General features: G+C 68.1%; 22 protein-coding genes. 11 read left to right on the forward strand and 11 right to left on the reverse strand.

The annotated features are described in order from the left end of the window. Positions 1-35: 35 nt before the first annotated feature. Positions 36-2,729, reverse strand: a complete 2,694-nt coding sequence (gene ppc / locus DV707_RS04640) for a phosphoenolpyruvate carboxylase (protein WP_103990383.1) — start codon at positions 2,727-2,729, stop codon at positions 36-38. Positions 2,730-3,013: 284 nt separating this feature from the next. Here ppc and DV707_RS04645 point away from each other — a divergent pair, with 284 nt between their 5' ends. Both DV707_RS04645 and DV707_RS04650 read left to right on the forward strand, forming a co-directional pair. Further along, on the forward strand, positions 3,014-3,859 hold the full coding sequence (locus DV707_RS04645; protein WP_103990382.1) for a cytochrome B: 846 nt from the start codon (positions 3,014-3,016) through the stop codon (positions 3,857-3,859). A 162-nt stretch (positions 3,860-4,021) separates the two neighbouring features. Next, a complete protein-coding gene (locus tag DV707_RS04650) occupies positions 4,022-4,573 on the forward strand; it encodes a DUF7344 domain-containing protein (protein WP_103990381.1) in 552 nt (183 codons plus the stop codon). Between the two features lie 85 nt (positions 4,574-4,658). On the opposite strand, the gene DV707_RS04655 is transcribed toward DV707_RS04650, so the two are convergent. After that, positions 4,659-5,078, reverse strand: coding sequence for a disulfide bond formation protein B (locus tag DV707_RS04655; protein WP_103991222.1), 420 nt, complete (start codon positions 5,076-5,078; stop codon positions 4,659-4,661). Positions 5,079-5,311: 233 nt separating this feature from the next. Between DV707_RS04655 and DV707_RS04660 the strand changes: the two genes are divergently transcribed. From DV707_RS04660 to DV707_RS04675, 4 genes are read left to right on the forward strand one after another with little or no spacing between them, the layout of a single operon-like run. Then, entirely contained in the window at positions 5,312-6,418 is a 1,107-nt protein-coding gene (locus DV707_RS04660) for a branched-chain amino acid ABC transporter permease (RefSeq protein WP_103990380.1), read from the forward strand. Continuing rightward, positions 6,415-7,749, forward strand: a complete 1,335-nt coding sequence (locus DV707_RS04665) for a branched-chain amino acid ABC transporter permease (RefSeq protein WP_103990379.1) — start codon at positions 6,415-6,417, stop codon at positions 7,747-7,749. Before DV707_RS04660 ends, DV707_RS04665 begins: the two co-directional genes overlap by 4 nt. Further along, positions 7,742-8,644: an ABC transporter ATP-binding protein gene (locus tag DV707_RS04670; protein ID WP_103990378.1), complete on the forward strand. Its 903-nt coding sequence runs from the start codon at positions 7,742-7,744 to the stop codon at positions 8,642-8,644. Before DV707_RS04665 ends, DV707_RS04670 begins: the two co-directional genes overlap by 8 nt. Further along, positions 8,641-9,420 (forward strand): ABC transporter ATP-binding protein, encoded by a 780-nt coding sequence (locus DV707_RS04675; RefSeq protein ID WP_103990377.1) that lies wholly within the window; start codon positions 8,641-8,643, stop codon positions 9,418-9,420. Before DV707_RS04670 ends, DV707_RS04675 begins: the two co-directional genes overlap by 4 nt. 67 nt (positions 9,421-9,487) lie before the next feature. On the opposite strand, the gene DV707_RS04680 is transcribed toward DV707_RS04675, so the two are convergent. After that, positions 9,488-10,897, reverse strand: coding sequence for an ABC transporter substrate-binding protein (locus DV707_RS04680; protein ID WP_103990376.1), 1,410 nt, complete (start codon positions 10,895-10,897; stop codon positions 9,488-9,490). Between the two features lie 318 nt (positions 10,898-11,215). Here DV707_RS04680 and udk point away from each other — a divergent pair, with 318 nt between their 5' ends. Together udk and DV707_RS04690 are read left to right on the forward strand one after the other, a co-directional pair. After that, on the forward strand, positions 11,216-11,908 hold the full coding sequence (gene udk, locus DV707_RS04685; RefSeq protein WP_103990375.1) for a uridine kinase: 693 nt from the start codon (positions 11,216-11,218) through the stop codon (positions 11,906-11,908). A gap of 59 nt (positions 11,909-11,967) precedes the next feature. Beyond that, positions 11,968-12,987 carry an AIR synthase family protein gene (locus DV707_RS04690; protein WP_103990374.1) on the forward strand — a complete coding sequence of 340 codons (1,020 nt, stop codon included), beginning with the start codon at positions 11,968-11,970 and terminating at the stop codon, positions 12,985-12,987. Between the two features lie 24 nt (positions 12,988-13,011). Here the strand turns inward: DV707_RS04690 and DV707_RS04695 are convergent, their stop codons facing one another. After that, complete coding sequence (locus DV707_RS04695; RefSeq protein WP_103990373.1) at positions 13,012-13,551, reverse strand: DUF309 domain-containing protein; 540 nt, start codon at positions 13,549-13,551, stop codon at positions 13,012-13,014. Positions 13,552-13,611: 60 nt separating this feature from the next. On the opposite strand from DV707_RS04695, the gene DV707_RS04700 reads away from it, so the two are divergent. Then, positions 13,612-14,430 carry a M14 family metallopeptidase gene (locus DV707_RS04700; RefSeq protein ID WP_103990372.1) on the forward strand — a complete coding sequence of 273 codons (819 nt, stop codon included), beginning with the start codon at positions 13,612-13,614 and terminating at the stop codon, positions 14,428-14,430. A 44-nt stretch (positions 14,431-14,474) separates the two neighbouring features. Here the strand turns inward: DV707_RS04700 and DV707_RS04705 are convergent, their stop codons facing one another. From DV707_RS04705 to DV707_RS04725, 5 genes are all read right to left on the reverse strand, one after another. Continuing rightward, positions 14,475-14,924, reverse strand: coding sequence for a UPF0179 family protein (locus DV707_RS04705; protein ID WP_103990371.1), 450 nt, complete (start codon positions 14,922-14,924; stop codon positions 14,475-14,477). A gap of 546 nt (positions 14,925-15,470) precedes the next feature. Further along, positions 15,471-16,508, reverse strand: a complete 1,038-nt coding sequence (locus tag DV707_RS04710) for a dipeptide epimerase (RefSeq protein WP_103990370.1) — start codon at positions 16,506-16,508, stop codon at positions 15,471-15,473. Positions 16,509-16,511: 3 nt separating this feature from the next. After that, complete coding sequence (locus DV707_RS04715) at positions 16,512-17,564, reverse strand: DUF1611 domain-containing protein (protein WP_103990369.1); 1,053 nt, start codon at positions 17,562-17,564, stop codon at positions 16,512-16,514. Between the two features lie 152 nt (positions 17,565-17,716). Then, entirely contained in the window at positions 17,717-18,619 is a 903-nt protein-coding gene (locus tag DV707_RS04720; protein WP_103990368.1) for a Vms1/Ankzf1 family peptidyl-tRNA hydrolase, read from the reverse strand. An 82-nt stretch (positions 18,620-18,701) separates the two neighbouring features. Further along, the gene (locus DV707_RS04725; RefSeq protein ID WP_103990367.1) at positions 18,702-19,391 is read right to left on the reverse strand and encodes a helix-turn-helix domain-containing protein; all 690 of its coding nucleotides are present in this window, start codon (positions 19,389-19,391) and stop codon (positions 18,702-18,704) included. A 217-nt stretch (positions 19,392-19,608) separates the two neighbouring features. On the opposite strand from DV707_RS04725, the gene DV707_RS04730 reads away from it, so the two are divergent. Further along, positions 19,609-20,577, forward strand: a complete 969-nt coding sequence (locus DV707_RS04730; RefSeq protein WP_103990366.1) for a VOC family protein — start codon at positions 19,609-19,611, stop codon at positions 20,575-20,577. Positions 20,578-20,646: 69 nt separating this feature from the next. Here DV707_RS04730 and DV707_RS04735 read toward each other — a convergent pair whose 3' ends face one another. Beyond that, the gene (locus DV707_RS04735; RefSeq protein WP_103990365.1) at positions 20,647-21,426 is read right to left on the reverse strand and encodes a CehA/McbA family metallohydrolase; all 780 of its coding nucleotides are present in this window, start codon (positions 21,424-21,426) and stop codon (positions 20,647-20,649) included. Between the two features lie 154 nt (positions 21,427-21,580). Then, positions 21,581-22,654 (reverse strand): NAD(P)/FAD-dependent oxidoreductase, encoded by a 1,074-nt coding sequence (locus DV707_RS04740; protein WP_103990364.1) that lies wholly within the window; start codon positions 22,652-22,654, stop codon positions 21,581-21,583. A gap of 136 nt (positions 22,655-22,790) precedes the next feature. On the opposite strand from DV707_RS04740, the gene DV707_RS04745 reads away from it, so the two are divergent. Then, positions 22,791-23,495 carry an RAD55 family ATPase gene (locus DV707_RS04745; RefSeq protein ID WP_103990363.1) on the forward strand — a complete coding sequence of 235 codons (705 nt, stop codon included), beginning with the start codon at positions 22,791-22,793 and terminating at the stop codon, positions 23,493-23,495.

Genomic DNA, 23,495 nt, shown 5'->3' on the forward strand with positions numbered 1-23,495 from the left:
CTGTTCGCCCTACAGCAGCGATTGCGTGTCTTCGCTCACCCGGTGTTCTTCATTCCGGCGGCGATGCCCTTGACCGTCAGCCGCAGCGTCTGCTCCTCGTCGTCGGTCCGGTGCTCCAGATCCAGCAGGTGCGTCTGCAGCAGGTTCAGCGGGTCCACGTAGGGGTTGCGGCGGCGGAGGCTCTCGTCGAGCCACTCGCGTTTGAGAAGCGAGTCCCGGCCGGTCACGTCGAGGACGACCTCGCGGGCGCGTTCGTACTCCTCGGAGAGGTGCGGGAAGAACTCCTCGCGGAGTTCCTCGTCGGCGAGGTCGGCGTAGTACTCCGCGATCTCAAGGTCGGTGCGCGCGAGCGCCAGCGACGCGTTGTCGAGCGTCGTCCGGAAGAACGGCCACTCCTCGTACATCTCCCGGAGGGTTTCGAGGTCGCCGCCCTCCTCGAGGTACGCCTCGATGCCCGTCCCGAGCGCGTACCAGCCGGTGATGATGCAGCGCGACTGCGTCCAGGAGAACACCCACGGGATCGCTCGCAGGTCCTCGACGGTGCGCTCGCCCGAGCGCGAGGCCGGCCGGGAGCCGAGGTTCAGGTTCTCGATGACGCCGATCGGCGTCGCCTGCCCGAAGTACGTCACGAAGCCGTCCGATTCGAGCAGCTCGCGGTACTGCGCCCGGGCCGTCGTCGCCATCTCGTCCATCGCGTCGAGCCACTCGTCTCGGACGTCCTCTTCGGGTTCGCGGATGGCTCGCAGCCGCGAGCGTACCTGCGCGTTCAGCATCTGCTCGACGTTGCGCTCGGCGATCTGGGGGTTGGCGTACTTCTCCGCGATGGCCTCGCCCTGCTCGGTGAACTTGATCTGTCCGGAGACGGTCTCGTTCGGGAGCGCGAGCATCGCCTCGTTCATCGGGCCGCCGCCGCGGGAGATCGACCCGCCGCGGCCGTGGAACAGCCGCATCTTCACGTCGAAGTCCTCACAGATCGTCGCGAGGCGGCGCTGGTTCTTGTAGAGGTCCCAGTTCGCAGCTAAAAAGCCGTTCTCCTTGTTCGAGTCGGAGTACCCGAGCATGATCTCCTGGACGTTGTCCCGGGCGTCCAGCGCCGTCGCGTACGCCTCGTTCTCGAAGAGCGTCCCCATGATGCGACGGGCGCCGTTGAGCGCCGACTCGGTCTCCAAGAGGGGGACGACGTCGAGTCCGCAGTGATCCGGGAGGGAGACGACGCCCGCCTGATCGGCGAGGAAGAGCACTTCGAGCACGTGGCTCGGTTCCTCGGTCATCGAGATGCAGTAGGTGTCGATGGCGCTGACGCCGAACTCGCGCTGCCACTCGCCCAGCATATCGAACCGTTCGAGGACGCGCTCGGCCGTCTCGGAGATCTCGCCGGGATCGTCGAGGTCGACGACCCGTTCCTCCTGAAGGATCGATTCGGTCAGGACTTCGATCCGCTCGTCCTCATCGAGGGACGCGTAGTCGATGCCCTCGTTCGCGAGCGCCTCGTGGACCGCCTCCGTGTGGTTCTCCTGGTGGTCCCGCAGGTCCAGGCTCGCGAGGGTGAAGCCGAAGGTGTCGACCTGCCGCATCAGCGGTTCGACGTACTCGTCGGCGACGACGTCGGCGCCGATCGAGCGGAGGCTCTCGTCGACGACCGCCAGGTCCTCGAGGAGTTCGCTCTCGTCGGCATAGCCGTCGGGACGGACGTCCTCGATCCGGCGGAGGCGCTCGCGCATCAGCTTCAGTTTCTGCCGGTAGGGCTCGCCGGGATACCGTTCCTCGGCCTCGGCGGCGACGCCGGGGAGCCGGTCCCGGTCGGCCTTCAGCGAGCGTTCGAGGCCGGCACCGACCTCGACGCGGCGGCCGTCCTGGCTCAGGACGCCCGAGAGCCGCTTGAGCGCCTGGCTGTACTTTTCGAGGACGACCGAGCGCTGCCGTTCCAGCGTGTCGGTGGTCACCTCGGGGGTGACGAAGGGGTTGCCGTCGCGGTCGGAGCCGGCCCACGAGCGGAACTCGAAGAGCTTCGGCACGTCGACGCCGGGGTACTCCTCGGCCAGGAGGTCCTCCAGTTCGGCGTACACCTCGCCGACGACGTCGAAGAGGATCGATTCGAGGTACCACTGGACGTTCCGGGCCTCGTCCTGCGGTTCGGGGCGTCGCTCGCGGACCTGGGAGGTCTGCCAGAGGCTCGTGACCTCGGCGTCGACCTTCCGCCAGAGCTGATCGTGCTCGCGGTCGGTGAGCCGGCGTTCGTCGAGTTCTTCGAGCCGGCTCGCGATCGAGCGGAGCTTCGCTTTCACCGTCTTCCGGCGGGCCTCCGTCGGGTGGGCGGTGAAGGTCGGTTCGATGAGGACGTCGTCGAGGACCCGCTGGACGGTCTCGGCGTCGGTATCGGATTCGAGGAGGGTCTCGACGGTGGCGACGAGACCGTCTTCGAGTTCGCCCGCCTGCGAGGACTCGCGGACGACGCGGGCGCGTTCGCGCTCCTCGGCGAGGTTGATGAGCTCGAAGTAGGTGGTGAACGCGCGCGCGACGACGCTCTCGTCGGCCGGGGAGAGCCCGTCGAGCCGCTCGTCGAGTTCCGTTCGCGAGTCGCGTTCGCCCTTCCGATAGTCGATGGCGGCGGTCCTGATGTCTTCGACGGTCTCGAACGAATCTCGGGAGGTCTGTTCGGCCAGTACGTCGCCGAGGAGCGCACCGAGCTCGTGGACGTCCTGCTTGACGTCCCTGCTGTGCAAGTCCATACCGAGCGGTATACTGTCATCCGAGTAAAAACCTCCGTGTTATCGAGATGGTTCCGAGTCGACCGAAGCGCGGATCGACCCCTTCCGCCGACGCGCCCGATCGACAGGTTCGGTGGTCCAGTGGCGGGGAAATCGGGTTCCCGTCCGATCTCACGCTGTTGGGCGATCGGGCGAGCGAGGGCGCGAAAACGCCACGCCGGATCGTCCGATGGCGTCGGTCGATCGGGGTCGGGCGCGACCGCGGGTTTCGTCATCCTTTTTACCGGCGGGACGAAGGTTCTCGTATGAGTGAGCGCGACAAGTACCCGGCGGAATCGGGTCGCCGCCGGTTCGTCAAGGGTGTCGTGGGGGGTGCGGCACTCGCGGGCGTCGGCGCGACAGGCGCTGCTGCAATCAACTCCGCGACGCAGGCGTCCGGTGCCGGTGGCGGGTCGACGCAGGCGTACGCCATCGAGAACACCGACGGTCCCGCACCGCGAGGGATGCCGCAGATTCCCGTCGAGATCGACGACGAGGGGTACCTGAGAGGCGTCTGGCCGGAAGTCAAGACCGAACAGCAACAGGGCGTTCAGGTCACCATCGCCGAGACGGAGGACTTCAAGGGCTCGGGCGTCACGTACAGCACGGACTGGTTCCAGTTCTGCGGCGTCGAGTCCTACGGCGGCATCAACCCCGAGTACGACTCGGACAACTACTTCCGCTCGGGAAGTTCGCCGGGCTACGAGTGGCAGAGCGAGACGTACTCCGAGGGCGATCGGCTCCACGTCGACGACTTCTCCGATTACCAGGATTGGACGAACGGCGTCGGGACCGAAGGTCTCGGCAAGCCCGCGACCGGCCGCTGGCGCTCCGAGGACGCCGAGGACGTAATCCCGATCCAGGTCATCAAATCCGACCGGGTACAGGAGATGGCGCAGAACGACCCGTGGCTCGAAGCCTCCACGGAGGAGGGCTTCATCGCCTGGCTCAACAAGTGCACGCACTTCTGCTGCGTCCCGCAGTTCAAGGCGGAGGGATCCGCGAAGTTCGGCGCCGAAGACGACGTCTACTGTCAGTGCCACCAGTCGATCTACGATCCGTTCAGCATCGTCCAGACGCTCTTCGTGGCGCGTCCGCGGCCGACAGAGTAGGCCCGCGGCCGCGCCCCCGGCGACGCAACCGACTCTCCCGTTCGTGAACCCTGCACACCATCGGTTCGGGCGTTTCGAGCGTGAGCGAGCCCCGTCGCCCTCCCGTCCGGACACCTCGATTCGGATACATTCATGTAGGGTCCACCCCGAGGGTAACGTGAAATGACCGGATCCGAGGTCGCACCGGGGCCCGACGGTGAGAACCTGGCGGCCTCGGAGATACACGACGTGCTCCGGAACGACCGCCGGCGACTCGTCCTCGAACGGCTGCGAGCGGGCGGGGGGACCGAGACCGTCGCGGACCTCGCAGAGCGGATCGGCGCGGTCGAATCCGGGGAGTCGCCGCCGCCGCGGAACGTCCGACAGAGCGTGTACGTCTCCCTGCACCAGACGCACCTCCCGAAACTCGACGAGCTCGAAATCGTCGAGTACGATCCCGACGCGAAGACCGTCACGCTCGCGGAGAACGCCGCCGACGTCGCCGTGTACATGGAGGTCGTCCCCCAGTACGGGATCTCCTGGGCGGAGTACTACCTCGGAGTCGGCCTCCTCGGCGGCCTCTCGTCGTTCGCGGCGTCTCTCGGCGTTCCGGTCCTGCGGTCGCTCTCCCCGGGCGCGATCGGCGCCGCACTCTCTCTGGTGGTGGTCGGTTCCGCCCTGTATCAGCTCTACGAACAGGAGAGTTCGCTCCTGCACCGATTCCGCGGTGACTGACGGAATAGAGCCCTTCGACCCCGAATCGCGACAAAACCGTCGATCGGTGCCTCACGACCGTCGACGGTGTCCCGCGTCTGCCGCGTCATCGCTCGCGGCTGGAGGCCCACGCCGCGGCCGACAGCGCCGTCACGAGGACGAACGCCGCCAGCGACAGCCGCGGAATCGTGAGGAGGCCGCCCGCCATCGGGTAGAGGATCGACGAACAGCCGCCGCCGACAGAGCAGGTCGCCCCCAGCGTCGGTCGGAGCTGTAGCAACACGTGGTACGTCGCGACGACGACCCCGACTCCCGAGAGCGGGAGCGCGGTCCGTGCCACCGTCGGTCGATCGTCGAGCGTCGCGACCCCGAGGACGACCGTGAGGGGATACAGGAGGATCCGCTGATACCAGCAGAGTTCACAGGGGACGAGCCCGAATCCGAGGCTGAAGTAGAGACTCCCGGCCGTTCCGACGGCCGCGACGAACGTCGCGAGGCCGAGCAGGAGGCGCGTCCGGGAGGGCACGGTCACTCGGTATCCCCGCTCCCGCTTGATAACGATTACTCTCACTTTTCATCGCCGAGCGCCGGAAACGGGGGTGGCGCTCGGCGGTACGAGACGAGAGTGATCATTCTGAGACCGTCGACGCCCATTGCCGGTTCCGAATTATCGACAGACCGGGTCTACGGTCGGATCGCCCGCGGGAGGAAAGACTTATCATCGCTTCCCGACCGCAAACATCGTGAGGATAGTTATCAATGGGTATCGCCGAGACATACACACGCGGACGTCAGTTCGCGATCACGCGGCCCGGCTCCGTTCTGCTGGCGCTCGTCGGGGTCGTCCTGCTCTTCGATCTGGTCGCGGGGCTCGCGACCGGGCGACACTCGTTCAGCGGGATCGGCTCGCTCGTGTGGGACGGGCTGATGCGCGGGCTGGTGATCGGTCTCGCGGGCATCGGGCTCTCTATGACGTACAGCATTCTGAACTTCGCGAACTTCGCGCACGGGGACTACATCACCGCGGGGGCGTTCTCCGGGTGGGCGACGACGTACCTCGTCGCGGGGTTCGGCCGCGCCGACGTGGGGGCGCTGTTGCTCGTCGGCGCCGGCGGGTCGGTCTTCGGGGGGACGCTCGGGATCGGGGTCACGACGACCCCCGTCGCGGTCGTCGCCGGCATCCTCGTCGCCGGGATCGCGACGGTCGCGCTGGCGCTGTTCGTCGACCGGACGACGTTCCGACCGATCCGCGACGCCGACGGCATCACGCTGCTCATCACGAGCGTCGGCGTCGCGTTCGCGCTCCGGTATCTGATGCAGTTCGTCTTCGGATCGAGCGTCCGGGGAACGACGTCTCAGCCCCCGGCGATCCCGCTGTATCTCGTCGACGGTGCGGTCCGGATCGACGCCCACGACGTCGCGCTGGTCGTCGTCGCCGGCGGCCTGATGCTCGGCGTGCACCTCCTCCTGCAGATGACCAAGCTCGGAAAGGCGATGCGGGCGATGGCCGACAACGAGGACCTCGCTCAGATCACGGGCATTCCGACCGAGCGGGTCGTCCGCGCGGTGTGGGTGATCGGCGGCGGCCTCACCGGGATGGCGGGCTACATGTTCATCCTCTGGAAGGGCACGCTCGGGTTCAACGACGGGTGGCTGCTGTTGCTCTTGATCTTCGCGGCGGTCATCCTCGGCGGTATCGGCTCGATCTACGGGGCCATCGTCGGCGGGCTCGCGATCGGGCTGACGGCGTCGGTCTCGATCATCTGGATCCCCTCGGCGTTCGCCCGCGCGGCGGCGTTCTTCGTGATGATCGTCCTCCTCCTGGTGAAGCCGGAGGGGCTGTTCTCCGGGAGGTCGACCGCATGAGCGTCCGCGACGACGTCGCCGAGCGGATCCCCGGCGGCGACGCGGGGCTCATCGTCGCCGTCCTCCTCGTCATCTACGCCGCGTACGTGTTAGTCGGCGTCGGCCTCGGCTACTCCGTCCGGGGGCAGTTGAACACCGTCGGCGTGTTGACCTTCTACATCGGCGTCTTCGCGATGCTCGCGCTCGCGCTCAACCTCCACTGGGGGTACACCGGGCTGTTCAACATCGGCATCGTCGGGTTCATGGCCGTCGGGATCTACGTGATGGCGCTGGTCTCGAAGCCGCTGTACGAATCGGGCGGGGCCGCCCAGGTCGGCGGCCTCGGGCTGCCCCTGATCGTCGGCATCGTCGCCGGGATGGCCGCCGCCGCACTCTTGGGGGCGGTGATCGCGCTGCCGGCGCTCCGGTTGCGGGCGGACTACCTCGCGATCGTGACGATCGCGATGTCGGAGATCGTCCGCTTCTCCTTCCTCTCTGGGGAACTCCAGCAGTTCCGACTGTTCGGCGAACGGGTCGGCTTCGGGGGTGGATCGGGGCTCATCCTCGATTTCACCAACCCGCTCGAGGCGTTCTTCCGCTTCTTCGGCCTGTGGGACGCGTACCTCGGGTTCGTCTCGGCGTTCGAGGTGCTCATCCCCAACAATCCGAAGCCGGTCGTCGACGGCCTCGTCTACGGTACGGTGCTTCTCGGCTTCGTCGCTGTCTACTTCTGGCTGCTCAAGCGGACCGGCGAGTCGCCGTTCGGCCGCGTCCTGAAGGCGATTCGCGAGGACGAGGACGCCGCCAACTCGCTGGGGAAGAACACGAACCGGTTCAAGATCAAGGCGTTTATGCTCGGGTGTGCGCTGATGGGGCTGGCGGGCATCCTCTGGCTGATGACCAGCGGCGCGGTCACGCCGAACTTCTTCCGGCCGCGGATCACCTTCTTCGTGTGGATCGCGCTCATCATCGGCGGCGCCGGCTCGAACACGGGCAGCGTCCTCGGGGGAGCGGTCTTCGCCGCGCTGCTCTATCAGGGACCGCGTTACCTGAAGAACCTCATCGACACGGTCATCCCGAACGCCGACGCGCCCTCGGGGTTCGGCCCGGCCGTCTCGCCGCTCGTCTCGAACTTCGATCCCGCACCGCTTTTCTTCTACACGATCGACAGCGTCCGACAGCTCCAACTCGTCTTCATGGGCCTCGTCCTGATCTGGCTGATGCACAACCGGCCGGAGGGGATGCTCGGACACCGCAAGGAGACGGCCGCGGGCATCCCGTTGACCGGGCCGCCGGCGAGCGCGTCCGCGGAGACCGACGGCGGCGACACCGGAGGTGGGTCCGATGAGTGATTCCGACGTCACGGACGTCGGATCGGATCCCGCCGGTGGATCAGAGGGCGGCCGGGACGCCCCCGGTGGCCCCGATGCCCCATCGACCAGGCTCGATCTCGGCTCCGGCGGGCCGAACGTCGGCGAGGAGTATCCGCTCCAGGTGGAGGGACTGCGCAAGACCTTCGGCGGGATCACCGCCGTCGACGACGCGTCCTTCCGGGTGGAGCGCGGCAGTCTCACCGGGCTCATCGGCCCCAACGGCGCGGGGAAGTCGACGACGTTCAACCTCATCACCGGGATGCTGCGGCCCGACGCGGGAACCGTGACGTTCGACGGCGAGGACGTCACCGGACAGAAACCGCACGCCATCGCGAACAGGGGACTCGTCCGGACGTTCCAGATCGCCCGGGAACTCCAGGAGATGACGGTCTTAGAGAACCTGATGTTGGCCCCGAAGGACCAGCGCGGGGAGGCGCTCTGGCGATCGGTCACGCCCGGTTTCCGCGGCGACGTCGTCGAACAGGAGGAGGAACTCCTCGAACGCGTCTGGAACGTGCTCGAGTTCTTCGACATCGACCACATCGCCGAGGAGTACGCGGGCAACCTCTCGGGCGGGCAGCGAAAGCTGCTGGAGCTGGCGCGGGCGCTCCTCACTGATCCGGATATGCTCCTCTTGGACGAGCCGTTCGCGGGCGTCAACCCGTCGCTGGAGAGGCGGCTTCTGGAACACATTCACGAACTCCGCGAGCAGGGGTACACGTTCCTGCTCGTCGAACACGATATGGATCTGATCATGCAAAACTGCGAGCGCGTCATCGTGCTCCATCAGGGACGGGTCCTGACCGAGGGATCGCCCGACGAGATACAGGCGAACGAGGAGGTCATCGAGGCCTACCTCGGAGGGAACGTATGAGCGCAGACGCCGAGGGCGACCCGCCGTCGACGGCGGACGTGTCTCAGGAGGCGATCCCCGACCGCGAGGAGCAGGCGCTCCTCGAGGTCCGCGACCTCGACGCCGGCTACGGCGACCTCCAGATCCTGACGGACGTCGACTTAGACGTCGCCGACGGCGAGTACGTCACTATCGTCGGTCCGAACGGAGCGGGCAAGTCGACGGTGATGAAGTCCGTCTTCGGTCTCACGAACCTCATGGACGGAACGGTCGTCTTCGACGGCGAGGACATCACCGGGCTCCGCCCCGAGGAGATCATCCACGAGGGTATCGGCTACGTGCCCCAGAACGACAACATCTTCTCGACGCTGACGGTCCGGGAGAACCTGGAGATGGGCGCGTACATCCTCGATTCGGTCCCACAGGACGCCCTCGACGCCGTGTTCGACCGGTTCCCGATCCTCGAAGAACGGGAGTCACAGAAGGCCGGGACGATGTCCGGCGGCCAACAGCAGATGCTCGCGATGGGGCGGGCGCTGATGCTCGATCCCTCGTTGCTCCTGCTCGATGAACCCTCCGCGGGCCTCGCGCCGGACCTCGTCGACGACATGTTCGACCGCATCGACGCGATCAACGACGACGGGACGGCCGTCCTGATGGTCGAACAGAACGCGAAAGAGGCGCTGCGGCGCTGCGACCGCGGCTACGTGCTCGCGAACGGACGAAACCGCTATATGGACGCCGGCGACGCGCTCTTGAACGACGAACAGGTCCGTCGGGACTTCCTGGGCGGGTAGCTTCGCTCGCGTCGCTCGCGACTCTTCGACTCCAAAAAATCGGGATATCGAAACGCCGGTTCGGCGCTTAGCTGTCCGGCGCCGACAGCGCGCTGCTGACGACCGAGGAGTACGAGGACTCGCCGATGTTGAACGCGACCTGCCGGTAGACCTCGCCGTCGAAGGTGTCTTCGAACACGTTGCTGAAGCGCTCGGAGAGCTGCTGGCCGTAGTCGTTGTTGACGTACAGCGTCGAGACGGTGTCGACGCCGAGCCGTTCGGACATCACCTGCGCCATCACGCGGCCCTGCAGGATGTCCGAGGGCGCGGTCCGGAAGATGTAGTCGTCGTCTTCGAGGTTCGTCACCGACAGCGCCGTCGACGACGGCGAGCAGCCGACGATCTCGTTGGGGATGAACACCTCCTGAGAGACGGGCACGTTCACGCCCGAGGAGGCCGATCCGCAGACGCTGGGGACGCCCGCACTCACGAGCGATTCGGCCGCGGCGGTCCCCGCGCTCGGCGAGGTCTGGGTGTCTTCGACCTGCGCGTTGACCGAGAGGCCGGCCGGGTTGGCCTCGTTGACTTGCGTCACGGGGAGCTGTGCGGCCTGGATCATCGGGGCGCCGACGGAGGCGAGATCGCCCGTCTCCGGCAGGAGGATCCCGACCGACATCTCGCGGTCGCTGCCCCCGGGGCCGCTGTCCGCCGCGGGCCCGGCTCCGTCGGGGTTCTCGCCCTCGAAGTTCTGTACTTCGATGTTCTCGGCGGCGCCCTCGTCGGCGTTGAACTCCCAGATTGCGTACGCCGCCGATGCCGGATCGCCGGCCTCGTTGAAGTTCGTCGCCGAGGAGGCGCCCTGGTAGTTCACGTCGTCGCCGTTCGCCGCGGCCTCGATGCCCTCGACGAGGTTCTCCGGCGTGACCTCCATCCCGCCGGGGTTGGCGACCCGGCGCATCTGGTCGCGGACGGCCGTTCCGTCGTTCTCGCCGGCCGCGGCGTTCGCGAGCAGCTGAATCGCGACGGAGTCGTACGACTGGGAGGTGAAAACGCCCGGCGAGGAGCCGTACTCGTCCTGGAACAGGGAGCTGAACGCCTCCTGGTTCGGACCGCCCGCCGCCGGCGCGGTCCCGGTCACGTTCTCCATGTCGTTGCCGACCTGCCCCGGCATCGACCCGTCTCTGAGCCCGTCGGGAACGAGGATCTCCTCGCTGCCGTCGGACTGGCTGTAGTAGTCGCGGAACAGCTGGATCCCGCTCTCGGGGTAGCCGATGATGACCAGGCCGTCCGGACCGTCGCCGCCGCCACCGCCGCTGTCACCGCCGCCGTCTCCGCCGCTGTCGCCGTCGCCACCGCCATCGCCGCCGTCGCCGCCACCATCGCCGCTGTCCCCACCGTCGTCGGGGCTCCCGATACACCCCGCCAGTCCGGTCGCACCGATCGCTCCCGCTGCACCGACCCGTTTCAAGAACCTGCGCCGTACGATATCACGTGCCATAATCACGGGAATGGGACTCCTCAATATAAATGTATTCGTTGCGACACTGATCGGACGCGAATACCCGACGAACGATGATAGACGTTACTCGACGGCTCAATCTCGTGTGAGACACCGTTTCTGTCTCGTGTACGCCGCGGTGTGCGTCCATATCCTCTCGACGTTCTGGCACGTTGTGGTCCGCGGTGGAGGGCCTGACGGGATCAAACCGACACCTGTGAGCGTGCGCTCGGGCCGCGAAGCCGAGCGATATCGAAGCCGGACGGCCGGTTCGACGAATCGCCACGCTCAAGCGCGCGGGGACGACTCTCTGAGAAAATGAGCATTCCCTCGTTCGTCATCGGGATCGCGGGCGGGACCGGTGCGGGGAAGACGACGATCGCGCGTCTCATCACGCAGAACGTCGGCGACTCCGTCGCGCGGATTCCGATCGACAACTACTACGAAGATCAGAGCCACCTGGCGCTCGAAGAGCGCGAGGACGTCAACTACGACCACCCCTCCGCGTTCGAGTGGGACCTCCTCAGGCGGCAACTCTCGACGCTGCTCGAGGGCCAGCCCATCGAGATGCCGACCTACGACTTCGAGATCCACAACCGGACCGACGAGACGGTCCGGGTCGAACCCACGGACGTGGTCATCCTCGAGGGGATCTTCGCGCTCTCCGACGAGGAGATAAACGAGATGCTGGACCTGCGGCTCTACGTCGAGACCGACGCCGACGTCCGGATCATCCGGCGCATTCAACGGGACGTCATCGAACGCGGTCGCGACCTCGAGGGCGTCATCGAGCAGTACCTCTCGACGGTCAAGCCGATGCACGAGCAGTTCGTCGAGCCCACGAAGAAACACGCCGACCTCATCGTCCCCGAGGGTGCGAACAGCGTGGCGGTGAACCTGCTCGCGGAGAAGATCCACGCCGAGGTGGGCGGCGCGGCCGGCCGCGACTGGGAACGGACGGTGACCGAGGAGGCGCTCGCCGACCAGCTCGTCGTCGACCCCGACGAGTGACCGGCCGCCCCGCTCGGCGGGTGCGTCACGTTCAAACCGACTCGTAGAGACGGACCCGTATGGCGGACCTCGGAAAAGTCGACCGGCGGTTCTTCGACGAACACATCTTCCCCCGGCTCGGTGCCGACCGCGACGACGTCCGGCTCGGACCGACTCACGGCGTCGACTTCGGACTCTTAGATATCGACGGGACGGCGGTCGCGATCGCGACCGACCCCGTCTCGGTGTTGCCGGGGCTCGGCTTCGAGCGCGCCGGTCGGTTCGCGCTGGACTTCGTCCTCGCTGACGTCGCGGTGTCGGGACTCGCCCCCTCGCACCTGGCGATCTCGTTCACGCTCCCGCCGACGCTCTCCGACGATTCCTTCGCGACGCTCTGGGAGGCGATGCACGCGGAGGCGGCGGATCTGGGCGTCTCGATCGTCACCGGTCACACCGCTCGCTACGCGGACTGTTCCTTCCCGTGGGTCGGCGGGGCGACGGCGCTGGGCGTCGGCGACTTCGGAGACGTGATCCGCCCGGACGGGGCGCGCGTCGGCGACGACGTCCTCGTGACGAAGGGCCCCGCCGTCGAGGCGACGGGACTCCTCACGACGCTGTTCCCCGAGGAGATCGACCTCGGCGGTTCGACGCTCGAGACGGCGCAGCAACGACTCGACGAGGCCGCCTGCGTCCGCGACGCGATGACCGCCGCCGCGGCGGGCGGCGTCCACGCGATGCACGACGCGACGGAGTGCGGCCTGTTCGGCGCGTTCGTCGAAGTCGCCGAGGGAGCCGCGGTCCGACTCGATCTCTCGACCGACGAGATTCCGGTCCGGCCGGGCGTTCGCGAGACCTGCAACGCGCTCGGGATCGATCCCTGGAGGACGACGACCGGCGGCACGCTCGTGCTGGCTGTCGATCCCGAACACACCGACGACGTCGTCGGTGCGCTGGAATCGGAGGGAACGCCCGTGGGCGTCGCCGGGACGGTCGAGGCCGGCTCGGGCGTCGTCGTCGACGGCGAGGAGATCGCACATCCCGACGTCGACCCCTCGTGGGCGGCCTACGAGCGACTCGCGCGGGCGGCCGGCGAGGAGTGAGATCCCTTTCTCGTCGCCCGCGACTCAGTCCAGCCGCTCGGCGTACTCGCGGTCCAGCCGATCCGCGTCCGGGTGCGCACCGTCGAGTTCGATCCGCCATCCCTCCAGGACTGTCGGATCCTCCAGCGCCGCTTCGAGGGTGGTCCGGACATCGGCGACGTCGACGCCGTAGTAGTCGTCCGGAACGCCGCGGAGGTACTGAAGCGCCGTCCGGAACAGCGAGCGCATCCCGCCGTCGTCGCCGGACGACGTCCGGCTGCCCGAGGCGCTTTGCGCCTCGCTGTCCTCGAAGTCGAAGTGCTTGTACGCGCCGGCGGCGACCTGGACCATCCCGTGGAGGAAGGCGCTCTCCGTCGTGCCGGACCCGTAGTTGTACCACTCGTCCTCGAAGCAGTCGTGGGAGGCGTGGAACTCTCGGGCGTTGTACAGCCGCACGCCGTGGACCGTCGCGCGCCGAAGCGTGCCGTGTGCCCACCCGTTCGACGCCGCGCGCGTCGGGTCCCAGCCGGTCGGCTCGCCGGACGTCGGCGGCCCGACGGTGTCGTCGCGAGTGTGGTCGTTCATACCTCCAAATTCGTCCCCACAAATAAAGAGATTTGACCCTCCGCCGCCTGGAGAACAGCAATGCGAATCTACGAACTCGGGGAGGGGACACCCGAGGTCGCCGTCGTCGGATCGGTCCACGGGGACGAACCCTGCGGAGAGCGGGCGATCGAGCGCTTCGTCGCGGGCGAGCCGTCGGTCGAGCGCCCCGTCAAGCTCGTCGTCGCGAACGAGGAGGCGCTCGACGCCGGCGTCCGCTACCTCGACGAGGACCTCAACCGGGCGTTCCCGGGCGATCCGAAGGCGGAATCGCACGAGGGCCGGCTGGCACACGACCTCGTCCGCGAACTCCGCGGGAAGACGGTCCTCTCGCTGCACTCGACGCAGTCGTACGCCGAGCCGTTCGCCCTCGTCGACGAGGTCGACGCGGTGTCGAGAGCGATCTGTCCGCACCTCCCGATGGAGTACCTCGTCGAGACGGGACCGTTCTCGACCGGCCGGCTCATCGACCACGCCCACACGATCGAAGTCGAGTGCGGACTGCAGGGGAGTGAAGAGGCCGCGACGAACGCCTACTGGATCCTGCGGGCGTTCCTGTCTGCGACGGGCGTCCTCCCCGCGCCGGTCGAGGGCGACGTCGAACCGCCGCTGTCGCTCCACCGACGCGACGAGAACGAGGTGACGGTCTTTCGGCTCTTGGATCAGATCCCCAAGAACCCCGCCGAGGAGTACCGGATCTTCGTCGACAACTTCCAGCGGGTCGCCCCGGGGGACACCGTCGCCGCCGCCGACGGCGACGCCTACAGCGCCGACGACGAGTTCTACCCGGTGCTGCTCTCGGCACACGGCTACGAGGACGTGTTCGGCTACGCGGCCGATCGGCTCGGCACGCTCGCATAGGGGAGCGGGGAGACGCCCGAAGGCCCGGCGGACCGATGTGGTGACTACTCCTCCGGCGGTTCGAGTTCGACGAGCGTCAGCTCTCGATCCAGGTAACAGAACTCGTGGGGCGGGTCGCCGACGACCTCCTCGATCCGGTACTCGGCGTCGAAGCTCGCGCCCTCCGGGACGCAGTACTCGTGGCTCGGACACTCCGTGTGCGGGCACGGGCCCGGAAGCTCCACCTTGCTGCCGGCGTAGGCCCCCTTCGAGGCGACGTTGGCGGTGATCGACGCGGGTTCGACCTCGACGGCGCGGACGCCGGTGTCGTGGACGGCGCAGTCGAGTAGCTGTCCGTTCTCGCGGACGTCTGTCACCTCGTAGCGGACGCCCTCGGTGAGGTTCAGGCACTGCTGTCGGTAGGGACAGCCCTCGCACGCCGCCGACTCGCCCTCGTAGACGAACTCCGTCCCCGGAGACGCGAGCCGGTCGCCGATGAGCGTGACCTGAGTCATCTACGCGTCGCTACTCGGCGCTCGCTGTTAAGCCTGTGCGTCTATACGAAGTAGATCGAATAGATGGCAACACGTCGTAACAGTAGCGGCGAACACTTCGGAAGCCCCCGCGCGCTGGACTCGATGCGCTCGCTGTGGTCCTCGCTCACTACGTTCGCTGCGGTCCTTGCGTCGCGCGTCTTCGTCCAGCGCGCGGCCCCTTCCAGTCCCACCCCGGTTGTTTTTCGAATAGCAATCGCTCGCCGGAGGCGGAGATAGTCGTCGAACCGGGTGGTTGGCGCGTCGTCGACGCGTGGCTGGTCGGTTTGGGCGAACAGTCGGCACCCGCTCGCGGCGATGTCCTCGTCAGCGACGCGGTCGGCTTCCGCACTGCTGACGGCGTCGTCGCCGTCGCTCCCCGCGCCGACGTGCCGAGCGACCGCGGCCCGACGCGGGGCAGACGTCAGATCACGGGGAGCCTGGCCGCGCCTTCGTATATAAACGCTCGCTGGAGCAGTGCAGATCGGTTCGGGCGTCGAGGGCGACGCCGCCTCGTCGACCCGAGTGCTACGTCCGCCGCGCGCCGGTTCCCGCGCGGTCGACCCCGGCGAGTCGGATCTCGCTGCCGTCGATCGGCACGCCCTCGTACTCGTCGTCGTCGAGCAGCAGCGCGCCGTCGAGGTCCGCGTAGTCGACGAGCGGCGCGAGGTGACACGCGGCCGCGATGGCGGCGTTCGTCTCGATCATACAGCCGAGCATCACCTCCAGTCCGTGGGCCCGCGCGGCGTGGACCATCCGCTTCGCCTCCGCGAGGCCGCCGGTTTTCATCAGTTTCAGATTCACGACGTCCGTCCGGTCGGCGACCGCGGGGACGTCCGACAGCGTCACGCAGGACTCGTCCGCGGCGATCGGCAGGGGGGATCGCTCGTAGACGAACTTCAGCCCCTCCGGGTCGCTGGCGGGAACGGGCTGTTCGACGAACTCGACGCCGTACGCGTCGAGTCGCTCGGTCGTCCGGACCGTCTCCCGCGGCGTCCACGCCTCGTTGGCGTCGACGCGGATGCTGGCGTCGGGGGCCTCTTCGCGGACGGCGGCGACGATCTCCTCGTCGCGGTCGGTCCCGAGTTTCACCTTCAGGACGTCGTAGCCCTCCTCGATCGCTTCACGCGTCTTCTCGCGCATCCGCTCGGTCGCGTCGAGGCCGATCGTGAACGACGTCTTCGGCATCCGGTCGGGGTCGAGCCCCCACTGTCGGTACAGTGGAACGCCGAGGCGCTTCGCGGCGAGGTCGTGCAGCGCGACGTCGACCGCGGCGCGCGCCGCCGGGTTGTCCTCGACGACGCCGCGGAGTTCGCGCTCGATCCGCTCGATCGCGTGCGGGTCGCCGACTGACTCGACGACGTCGAGGAGGGCCGGCAGCACGGCCTCGACGGTGTCCGCGGTCTCGCCGTAGTGGCCCACCGGGGCGGCGGCCCCGACGCCCGTCATTCCGCCGTCGTCGGTGATCCGGACGACGACGTTCTCGGCGACCTCCTGGGTCCCGCGGGAGATGGTGAACGCGTCCGCGAGCGGGAGCGAGACGCGCTCGAACTCGGTCGAGAGCATCGCTCACTCCGCCCCGAGGACCGAATCGAGGACCGCGTCGGCGTCGAACCGGACGACGTCGGTCGCGGGTCGACCCAGTTCGTCGGAGTACGCCTCGACGGCCGCCCGCGCCGCGGCGTCGTCGTCGATGCCGGACGTGTTCAGCGCGCCCGCGACGACGTCCCCCTCGTGAACGGGCGCAGCCAGCCCCTCGTAGAGGTCGACGTACTCGTCGGTCTCGGGCAGCGAGAACGACTCGTAGCCGTGGATCGCTTCGCGGCCCGCGGTGTGACAGAGGACCATCGAATCGGGCATCGCGCCGTGGAGGATGCCGCAGGTGACCGCCGAGTACGCCGGGTGGACGATGCTGCCCTGCCCCTCGACGAACAGCACGTCGTAGTCGTCGCCGACTTCGAGGATCATCTCCTCGACCGCGCCGGCGGTGAAGTCGGAGACGACGCGGTCGATCGGGTTCCCCCAGCCGGCGATCATGATCCCGGTCTGACCGGTCGGGACGAACCCCGCGTCGACGCCGCGCTCGCGGGCGGCCTCGACGAGTTCGAGCGCGACGGTCATCTTCCCGACCGAGCAGTCGGTCCCCACCGTCAGCACTACCTCGGCGTCCACGTCGGCGCTCCGACCGCCGGCGACCGTCAGGTCCTCCTTGGGCTTCCGCACGTCGCGGAGCGTGACGCCGTGTTCCGCCGCGAGCGTCGCGAACTCCTCGTCTTCGGAGAGGAAGTAGTGGAGGCCGGCGACGACGTCGCACCCGCGCTCGATCGCGGTCCGGACGTCCGGCCGCCAGGAGTCGTCGAACTCGCCGCCGATGGGCGAGATTCCGACGAGTAGCGTGTCGGCCTCGGGCGCGTCGGCCATCGAGGAGACGATCGGAACCGACGGGAGGTCCGCGCGGTGGTCGGTCGTGACCGTCCCGGCGCGGTCGCGGTCGAGGACGGCGACGACGTCGTAGTCGGCGTACTTGAGGACGCCCGTGGCCGTCTTCGCCCGCTCGGGGAACTTCTCGTGGGCGAGCACGACGACTCGCTCCGGGTCGTTTTCCGGTGACGTGTCAGTCATACCTGCACCGACGGCGACGGTGGTTTTAACTCTTACAGGCTAAGTCCCCACCCTCAAGGAGCGAACCGCGTCAGCGGTGAGCGAGTAGGGTGGGGTAGTTCACCGGTCGTGATCCGTCGCTCCGGCGGTCGCGACCGGCAGTGCTCGACGGATCAGAGAAGCGACAGCCGAACCGTCCAAAACTCCCGAACCGCGCTTTCGAGCGCCGCGGCGGGCTCCCCGGTGGCGTCGACGGTCGCGGTCCGGTCAGCGAGGTCGGTGAACCGACCGAGGACGGTCCCCTCGCCGAGGACGATCAGATCGCGGTCCGCGCCCGACCCGACGTGGGCTTCGATCGCCTCCCGCGCCCGGTCGAGGTGTTCGTCGACCTGCTGGTCGCGGCGGCGCTCGAAGCGCGCCTGCGAGAAGCCGCCCTTCGAGTGCGACCCCATCACGTCGGACTCGACCTCGTCGACGAGCGCCACCGACTCCCCGTCGTAGACGCCGAGGGCGAACAGGTCCGAGCGCACGAGGGCGACCCACGTCGGACCCGCGGGCGCGAACCACGACCGGTCGAGTCGGAACCCCGAGCCCCACTCTGCGAACGCCGCGGGCGGCGTCGGCGGGTCGAGCGCGGCGGCGACGAGACCGGCGTCGTCGACGCAGACCAGACACGGCGCGGCCCGGCGGACGAGCGCCGACCGATCGCCGAGCGCCTCGGCGACGGCGTCGGGGACGTCCTCGTGGACCATCGCGGTCAGCGCTCCTTCCGGTCCCGTCTCGAACGACGACAAGCGGGAGAGGACCTCGTCGCGGCGGTCTCCGCGCAGCTGCTCGGTCCCGCGGAACGCGACGTCGACGTCGTCGGTCTCGGCGAGCCGTTCGACGCGCTCTTCGAGGCCCTCGATCCTGTCTTCGAGCCGGTTGACCTCGGCTTCGGCCTCTTGGCGCTCGCGGGCGGCCTCCGATCGACGCTCCTCTTCGGCCGCCGCCCGGCGTTCGAGGTGACGCTTCTCCTCCTCCAGTTCCTCGATCCGCGCCTTGAGCTCCGCGCGGCCGAGCAACTCGTCGAGCATACCACGACGCGCGGCCGCGGGGCACTTAGCGGTTGTCGTCGCGTTCGCGGCTCCGCCGGACACCGCGACGACGACCGATCGACTACGGGAGGATCGCGGAAAGGAGCTTCCCCTGCGCGGCCGAGAGGTGCTCGACGAACGTCGAGTCGTCGACGCCGAGTTCCTCGGCGACGTCGCCGGCGTTCGCCCGCTTCGGGTACTCGAAGTAGCCCATCTCGTGCGCCGTCTCGAGGACCTCCCGCTGCCGTTCGGTCAGTTCGCTGCGATCGACGAGAACGAGATCCGAGCCGTCGCGGTCGGCGTCGGAGCGGACGAGCCGACGGACGGACACCCCGGACCACCGCTGATCGAGCCGCGCGACGACCGACCGGAGCGTGTCGACGTCGGGGGCGTGGAAGCTGACCGTCAGGGAGCCGCCGCGGGAGTGCACGTCGCGCACCGGACAGCCGAACGCCTCGATGCACTCGCAGAAACAGGTCCGCTCCTGGGACCGCTCGAACCGGTAGACGCGCTCGGAGCCGTAGGAGAAGACCTCCTGGAACTCGTCGGGATCTACGTCCGACTCTGGGGTCTCCCCCTCACCCCCCCGCGCGTCTGCGGTTTCCAGCGACCGATCGCCCTCCAGCACGAACTCCTCGGTCACCGGCTCTTCGGGATCCGCTGGGACGGACTTCGTGATCGAGTCCGCCGTGCCCTCGGTCGCCTCTGCGGCGGTCGCGGCCGGGCAGTCGGGCGGCGAGTCGACGGTGATCTCCGCGCGGATCCCACTCACGTCCGACGGGACGCGTCGCGGGGGGAAGAATCGTTCGGGCGCCGCAACATTCGGCGGGAGGCGAACCCTCCTTCGGAACGAACCGTCAGCCGAGCCGGACGGATATATAAAGTGCCCGCATATACGGGGGTTTTCTATACCGGTTTTCCGGGAGAAATACCGCCCGTCCAGTAGCGACTACCACCATCCGTTGCGGAACGACCCAGATCAAACTCACATGAAACGACGAAACTCACCCGTTGCAAAGCTCGGACACGTCGCAGCACACACCCCGGACCTCGACGAATCGCTCTGGTTCTTCAACGAGGTGATGGGCCTGCAGGTCACCGAACGCGACGGCGACACCGCCTACCTCCGCGGGATGCGAGACTGGGAACACCACACGCTCAGCCTCACCGAGAGCGGGAAGAGCGGCGTGGACCACTTCGCGTTCCGAACCGCCAGCGAGGAGGCGTTAGACGAACTCGAACAGCAGTTCGAAGCGGAGGGCGAGGAGATCACCCACGTCGAGGCCGGCGAGGAGAACGGCATCGGCGAGGCCATCCGCGTCGAGAAGTTCGGCCACAACTACGAGTTCTACTGGGACGTCGAGAAGCCAGACGCGCCAGAGGGACAGCGGTCGGGGCTCAGAAACCGCGTCTACAGCGAGTCCGTCGGGAACCGGATCGCCCCGCGGCGGATCGACCACATCCACGTGAACGACCCCGGCCAGAACGCGTTCGACCACGACGAGTGGCTGCGCGAGACGATGAACTTCCAGCTGAACGAGCGTTACGAGGCCGAGGACGGCGAGTACTGGGGCTGGTGGTACGCCGTCACGCCGCTCCCGCACGACATCGCCATCCACCGCGAACCCGAGGACGACCCGACGCAGTTCCACCACGTCGCCTTCCACCTCGACAGCCTCCAGGACCTCTGGACCGCCGGCGACATCTGCAGCGAGCACGGCATCGAGATCAACAACCGCAGCGACGGCCCGGCGATGCACGCGATCACGCGCGCGGACTGTATGTACGTGAAGGACCCCGCAAGCGGCCTCCGCCTGGAGCTGTTCGCCGGTCCCGGTTACCTCAACTTCGAGCCCGACTGGGAGCCGATCGAGTGGAAAGAAGAGACCCTCGGCGGCCCGACCAACCACCAGTGGCACGGCGGCGGCCCCACCTGGGACGGCATCGACTACGTCTGATCCGCCCGGCGCCGGACGGGTCTGAACCGCCCGTTCTCTCTCACCGCTGTTTCCGGATCGACCCTCGGATTACCCCGACAGCGGCGAGATCCGATAGAGCATCCGCGCGGCTTCGAGCGCCCCGGTCTTCGCGAGCGCGCCGCTCCGATAGGCGCCGTACTTCGCGTAGAACCCGCTCTTTCTGGCGCCCGCGCCGGCGTAGTGACGCGCGGACATCGGAATCGGCGTCCGCCGGCCCTCGACTCTCGTCGCGCCGTCTCTGATCGCGTCCAGGACGACGTCGGCCGTCAGCTCCGCGCGGGTGACGTTGTCGATCTCGATCTCCGTGTACGCGCGGCCGACGTACCCGACCTTGTGCGCGTCGCTGCCGGCGACGCCGGGGTAGCCGTACGCGTCGGCGTACCGCCGCGCCCGGCGGTTCTTCCACCCGGTGAACGCCCAGGAGTTGTACACCTCGATCGCGTCGGGGTCGACGGTCTGAAGTCGGCTCTTTCGGACCCCGTGTCGGCTGCGCTGGAACGGGTGCGGCACGATGGCGGCGCCCCCGCGCTCGCGGACCCACTCGGCGGTTTCGCCCATCGGGGCGCGCCGCGGCGGCATCTCCTCGACGCCGAGCGCGAGCAGGTGGCCGTCCGCGGTCGACACCTCGACGCCCGGGATCCCGACGAGGCCGTACATCGGGGCCAGTTCCGCCGCTCGGACCGACTCGTGGATGACGTCGTGGTCGGTGACGACGACGGCGTCGAGACCGATCTCGGCGGCCTGTTCTAAGAGCAGTTCGGAGGGATCCGACCCGTCGTAGGAGGCGTCCGAGTGGACGTGCGGATCGATTCGTACGGTGAGCGACACGGCCGCGAGTACGGACCGACGGGAGTAAAGCCTGTCTGCTTCGCGCCGGGTCCGCAGATCCGAGACGAGGGACAGCCGCCGACGCGCGGGCCCCTCGGAGTGCCGCACTGATGCGTTCGCACCGCCGCGCTGACGCGTCCGCGGACGTATCGTTCTACGAGAGATCCGCCGCGATCCGTTCGCCGACGTCGTGGCCGTTCCAGAGCGCCTCGGGCACCCGTCCCTCGCCGACGACCCAGTCGCCGGCGACGTACAGCCCCGCGTCCGCGACGCGTTCGGTGGCCTCCCGGTCGACCGCCGCATCGGGGAGCGCGTAACGCCATCCCTGGTCGTCGACCCAGTCGGGATCGCGGTACCGCTCGTCTCCGAGCAGTCTCGCGACTCGATCCGCGACGTCGTCGGCGACGTCTCCGAGCGGGTCGTCGTAGCGTTCCTCCGACCACGCGGGGCTCATCTGGGCGATCAGGAGGCTCTCGCCGTCGGGGACGTGGCCGGCCTTACACTCCTCGCGGGAGAGCCAGCCGACGGCGTGTTCCCGATCGGCGTCCACGAGGCCGTACCAGGGGCGGGACTCGCAGAACGGGTAGTGGAGCACGACCGTCCGAATCGTCCGGTAGGGGACGGCCTCGACGGCCTCGACGAGTTGGCCGAGCCGGTCGTCCTCCCACTCGGTCGCCCGCAGCAACGCGGCCGTCTGCGGTGCCGGCGGCGTCAGGAGGAGCGCGTCGAACGGGCCGTGGCGTTCCCCGTCGGCGTCGACGAGCGTCCACTCGCCGCCCGCGACGCCCTCGACCTCCCGTTCGATCGCCTCGATCCGCGTCCGCCGGTGAACGGTCGCGTCGGTTCGATCGAGCAGGCGCTTCGCCAACTGAGTGATCCCCTCGGTCCACGTGAACTTCCGGGAGTCGCGGCCGTCGCCCGGACTGATCTCGCCGTCGCCGTCGAACGTCCAGACCGGTTCCTCGATCTCGGCGAGGCCGTCGTCGCCGAGTTCGTAGAGCAGGGCTTCCGTCCGCCGGTCCGCGTCCTTCAGGTAGTTCGCGCCGTGGTCGTAGCGACACCCGTTCTTCCGGCGGGTCGCCGCGCGGCCGCAGACGCCGCCGCTCTTCTCGACGACGGTCACGGCCGCGTCGGCATCGCGGAGCGCGTACGCCGCGCCGACGCCCGCCGCACCCGCGCCGACGATGCCGATGCGCGTGGCGGTCTCGTCCTCGACTCGGTCTGTCACGTTCGGAGGGGAGTCCCGAACGGGCTTTACCGTTCGGGCCGAGCGCGCCGCCTCCGAGAGTCCCCCCGCGGCTTCCCGTTACGATAGCTGAGAATCGGCCCGGAACCGTTTTAGGGGCGTCCGTCGAGTCGCCACTATGCGGATACCGAGCGGCGTCAGCGGGTTCGACCACCTGATCCAGGGGGGGTTCCTTCCCGGGCGCCTGTACGTGCTCTCCGGCCCGCCGGGGAGCGGAAAGACGACGTTCACCGCCCAGTTCGTCGCCGAGGGGCTCAGAAACGGGGAGAACTGCCTCTACGTCACGATGCACGAGTCCCGCGAGGAACTCGTCAACGACATGTCCAGCTACGAGTTCGGCTTCGAGACGCTCGCGGCCTCCGAGCAGTTCCGATTCGTCAACCTGGCGAACAAGAAGGGAAAACGGCTGTTGAGCCAGTCGTCCTCGGGCGGCGGTCCCTCCAGCGTCCAGAGCCTGACCGACAAGATGGTCGCGTTCGTGAACTCCCGCGAGATCGATCGGCTGGTGATCGACTCGACGATGCTCTTAGAGCTGTTCTTCACCGACGGCGAGGAGGAGATGGCGCGGTTTCTCACCGCGCTGAAGGGCTGTGACGCGACGACGCTTCTCATCTCGGAGATGACCGACCCGAGCGCGTACTCCGACGAGCACTTTCTCGCCCACGGCGTCGTCTTCTTCCACAACTACCTGGAGGCGACCGGGATGACCCGCGGGATCCAGGTCGTGAAGATGCGGGGGACCGACATCGACTGCGACATCCGGTCGCTGCGATTCACCGACGAGGGTCTCGTCGTCGACCCGACGAAACGCGTGGACTTCTGA

The organism is Halobellus limi, assembly GCF_004799685.1.
In the GTDB taxonomy this organism is placed as follows: Archaea; Halobacteriota; Halobacteria; order Halobacteriales; family Haloferacaceae; genus Haloquadratum; species Haloquadratum limi.

Excerpts from the sequence above, each read along its gene's own strand:
- ppc (WP_103990383.1), bottom strand. The coding sequence starts at position 2,729 with ATGGACTTGCACAGCAGGGACGTCAAGCAGGACGTCCACGAGCTCGGT.
- DV707_RS04645 (WP_103990382.1), top strand. The coding sequence starts at position 3,014 with ATGAGTGAGCGCGACAAGTACCCGGCGGAATCGGGTCGCCGCCGGTTC.
- DV707_RS04650 (WP_103990381.1), top strand. The coding sequence starts at position 4,022 with ATGACCGGATCCGAGGTCGCACCGGGGCCCGACGGTGAGAACCTGGCG.
- DV707_RS04660 (WP_103990380.1), top strand. The coding sequence starts at position 5,312 with ATGGGTATCGCCGAGACATACACACGCGGACGTCAGTTCGCGATCACG.
- DV707_RS04665 (WP_103990379.1), top strand. The coding sequence starts at position 6,415 with ATGAGCGTCCGCGACGACGTCGCCGAGCGGATCCCCGGCGGCGACGCG.
- DV707_RS04670 (WP_103990378.1), top strand. The coding sequence starts at position 7,742 with ATGAGTGATTCCGACGTCACGGACGTCGGATCGGATCCCGCCGGTGGA.
- DV707_RS04675 (WP_103990377.1), top strand. The coding sequence starts at position 8,641 with ATGAGCGCAGACGCCGAGGGCGACCCGCCGTCGACGGCGGACGTGTCT.
- DV707_RS04680 (WP_103990376.1), bottom strand. The coding sequence starts at position 10,897 with ATGGCACGTGATATCGTACGGCGCAGGTTCTTGAAACGGGTCGGTGCA.
- udk (WP_103990375.1), top strand. The coding sequence starts at position 11,216 with ATGAGCATTCCCTCGTTCGTCATCGGGATCGCGGGCGGGACCGGTGCG.
- DV707_RS04690 (WP_103990374.1), top strand. The coding sequence starts at position 11,968 with ATGGCGGACCTCGGAAAAGTCGACCGGCGGTTCTTCGACGAACACATC.
- DV707_RS04695 (WP_103990373.1), bottom strand. The coding sequence starts at position 13,551 with ATGAACGACCACACTCGCGACGACACCGTCGGGCCGCCGACGTCCGGC.
- DV707_RS04700 (WP_103990372.1), top strand. The coding sequence starts at position 13,612 with ATGCGAATCTACGAACTCGGGGAGGGGACACCCGAGGTCGCCGTCGTC.
- DV707_RS04705 (WP_103990371.1), bottom strand. The coding sequence starts at position 14,924 with ATGACTCAGGTCACGCTCATCGGCGACCGGCTCGCGTCTCCGGGGACG.
- DV707_RS04710 (WP_103990370.1), bottom strand. The coding sequence starts at position 16,508 with ATGCTCTCGACCGAGTTCGAGCGCGTCTCGCTCCCGCTCGCGGACGCG.
- DV707_RS04715 (WP_103990369.1), bottom strand. The coding sequence starts at position 17,564 with ATGACTGACACGTCACCGGAAAACGACCCGGAGCGAGTCGTCGTGCTC.
- DV707_RS04720 (WP_103990368.1), bottom strand. The coding sequence starts at position 18,619 with ATGCTCGACGAGTTGCTCGGCCGCGCGGAGCTCAAGGCGCGGATCGAG.
- DV707_RS04730 (WP_103990366.1), top strand. The coding sequence starts at position 19,609 with ATGAAACGACGAAACTCACCCGTTGCAAAGCTCGGACACGTCGCAGCA.
- DV707_RS04745 (WP_103990363.1), top strand. The coding sequence starts at position 22,791 with ATGCGGATACCGAGCGGCGTCAGCGGGTTCGACCACCTGATCCAGGGG.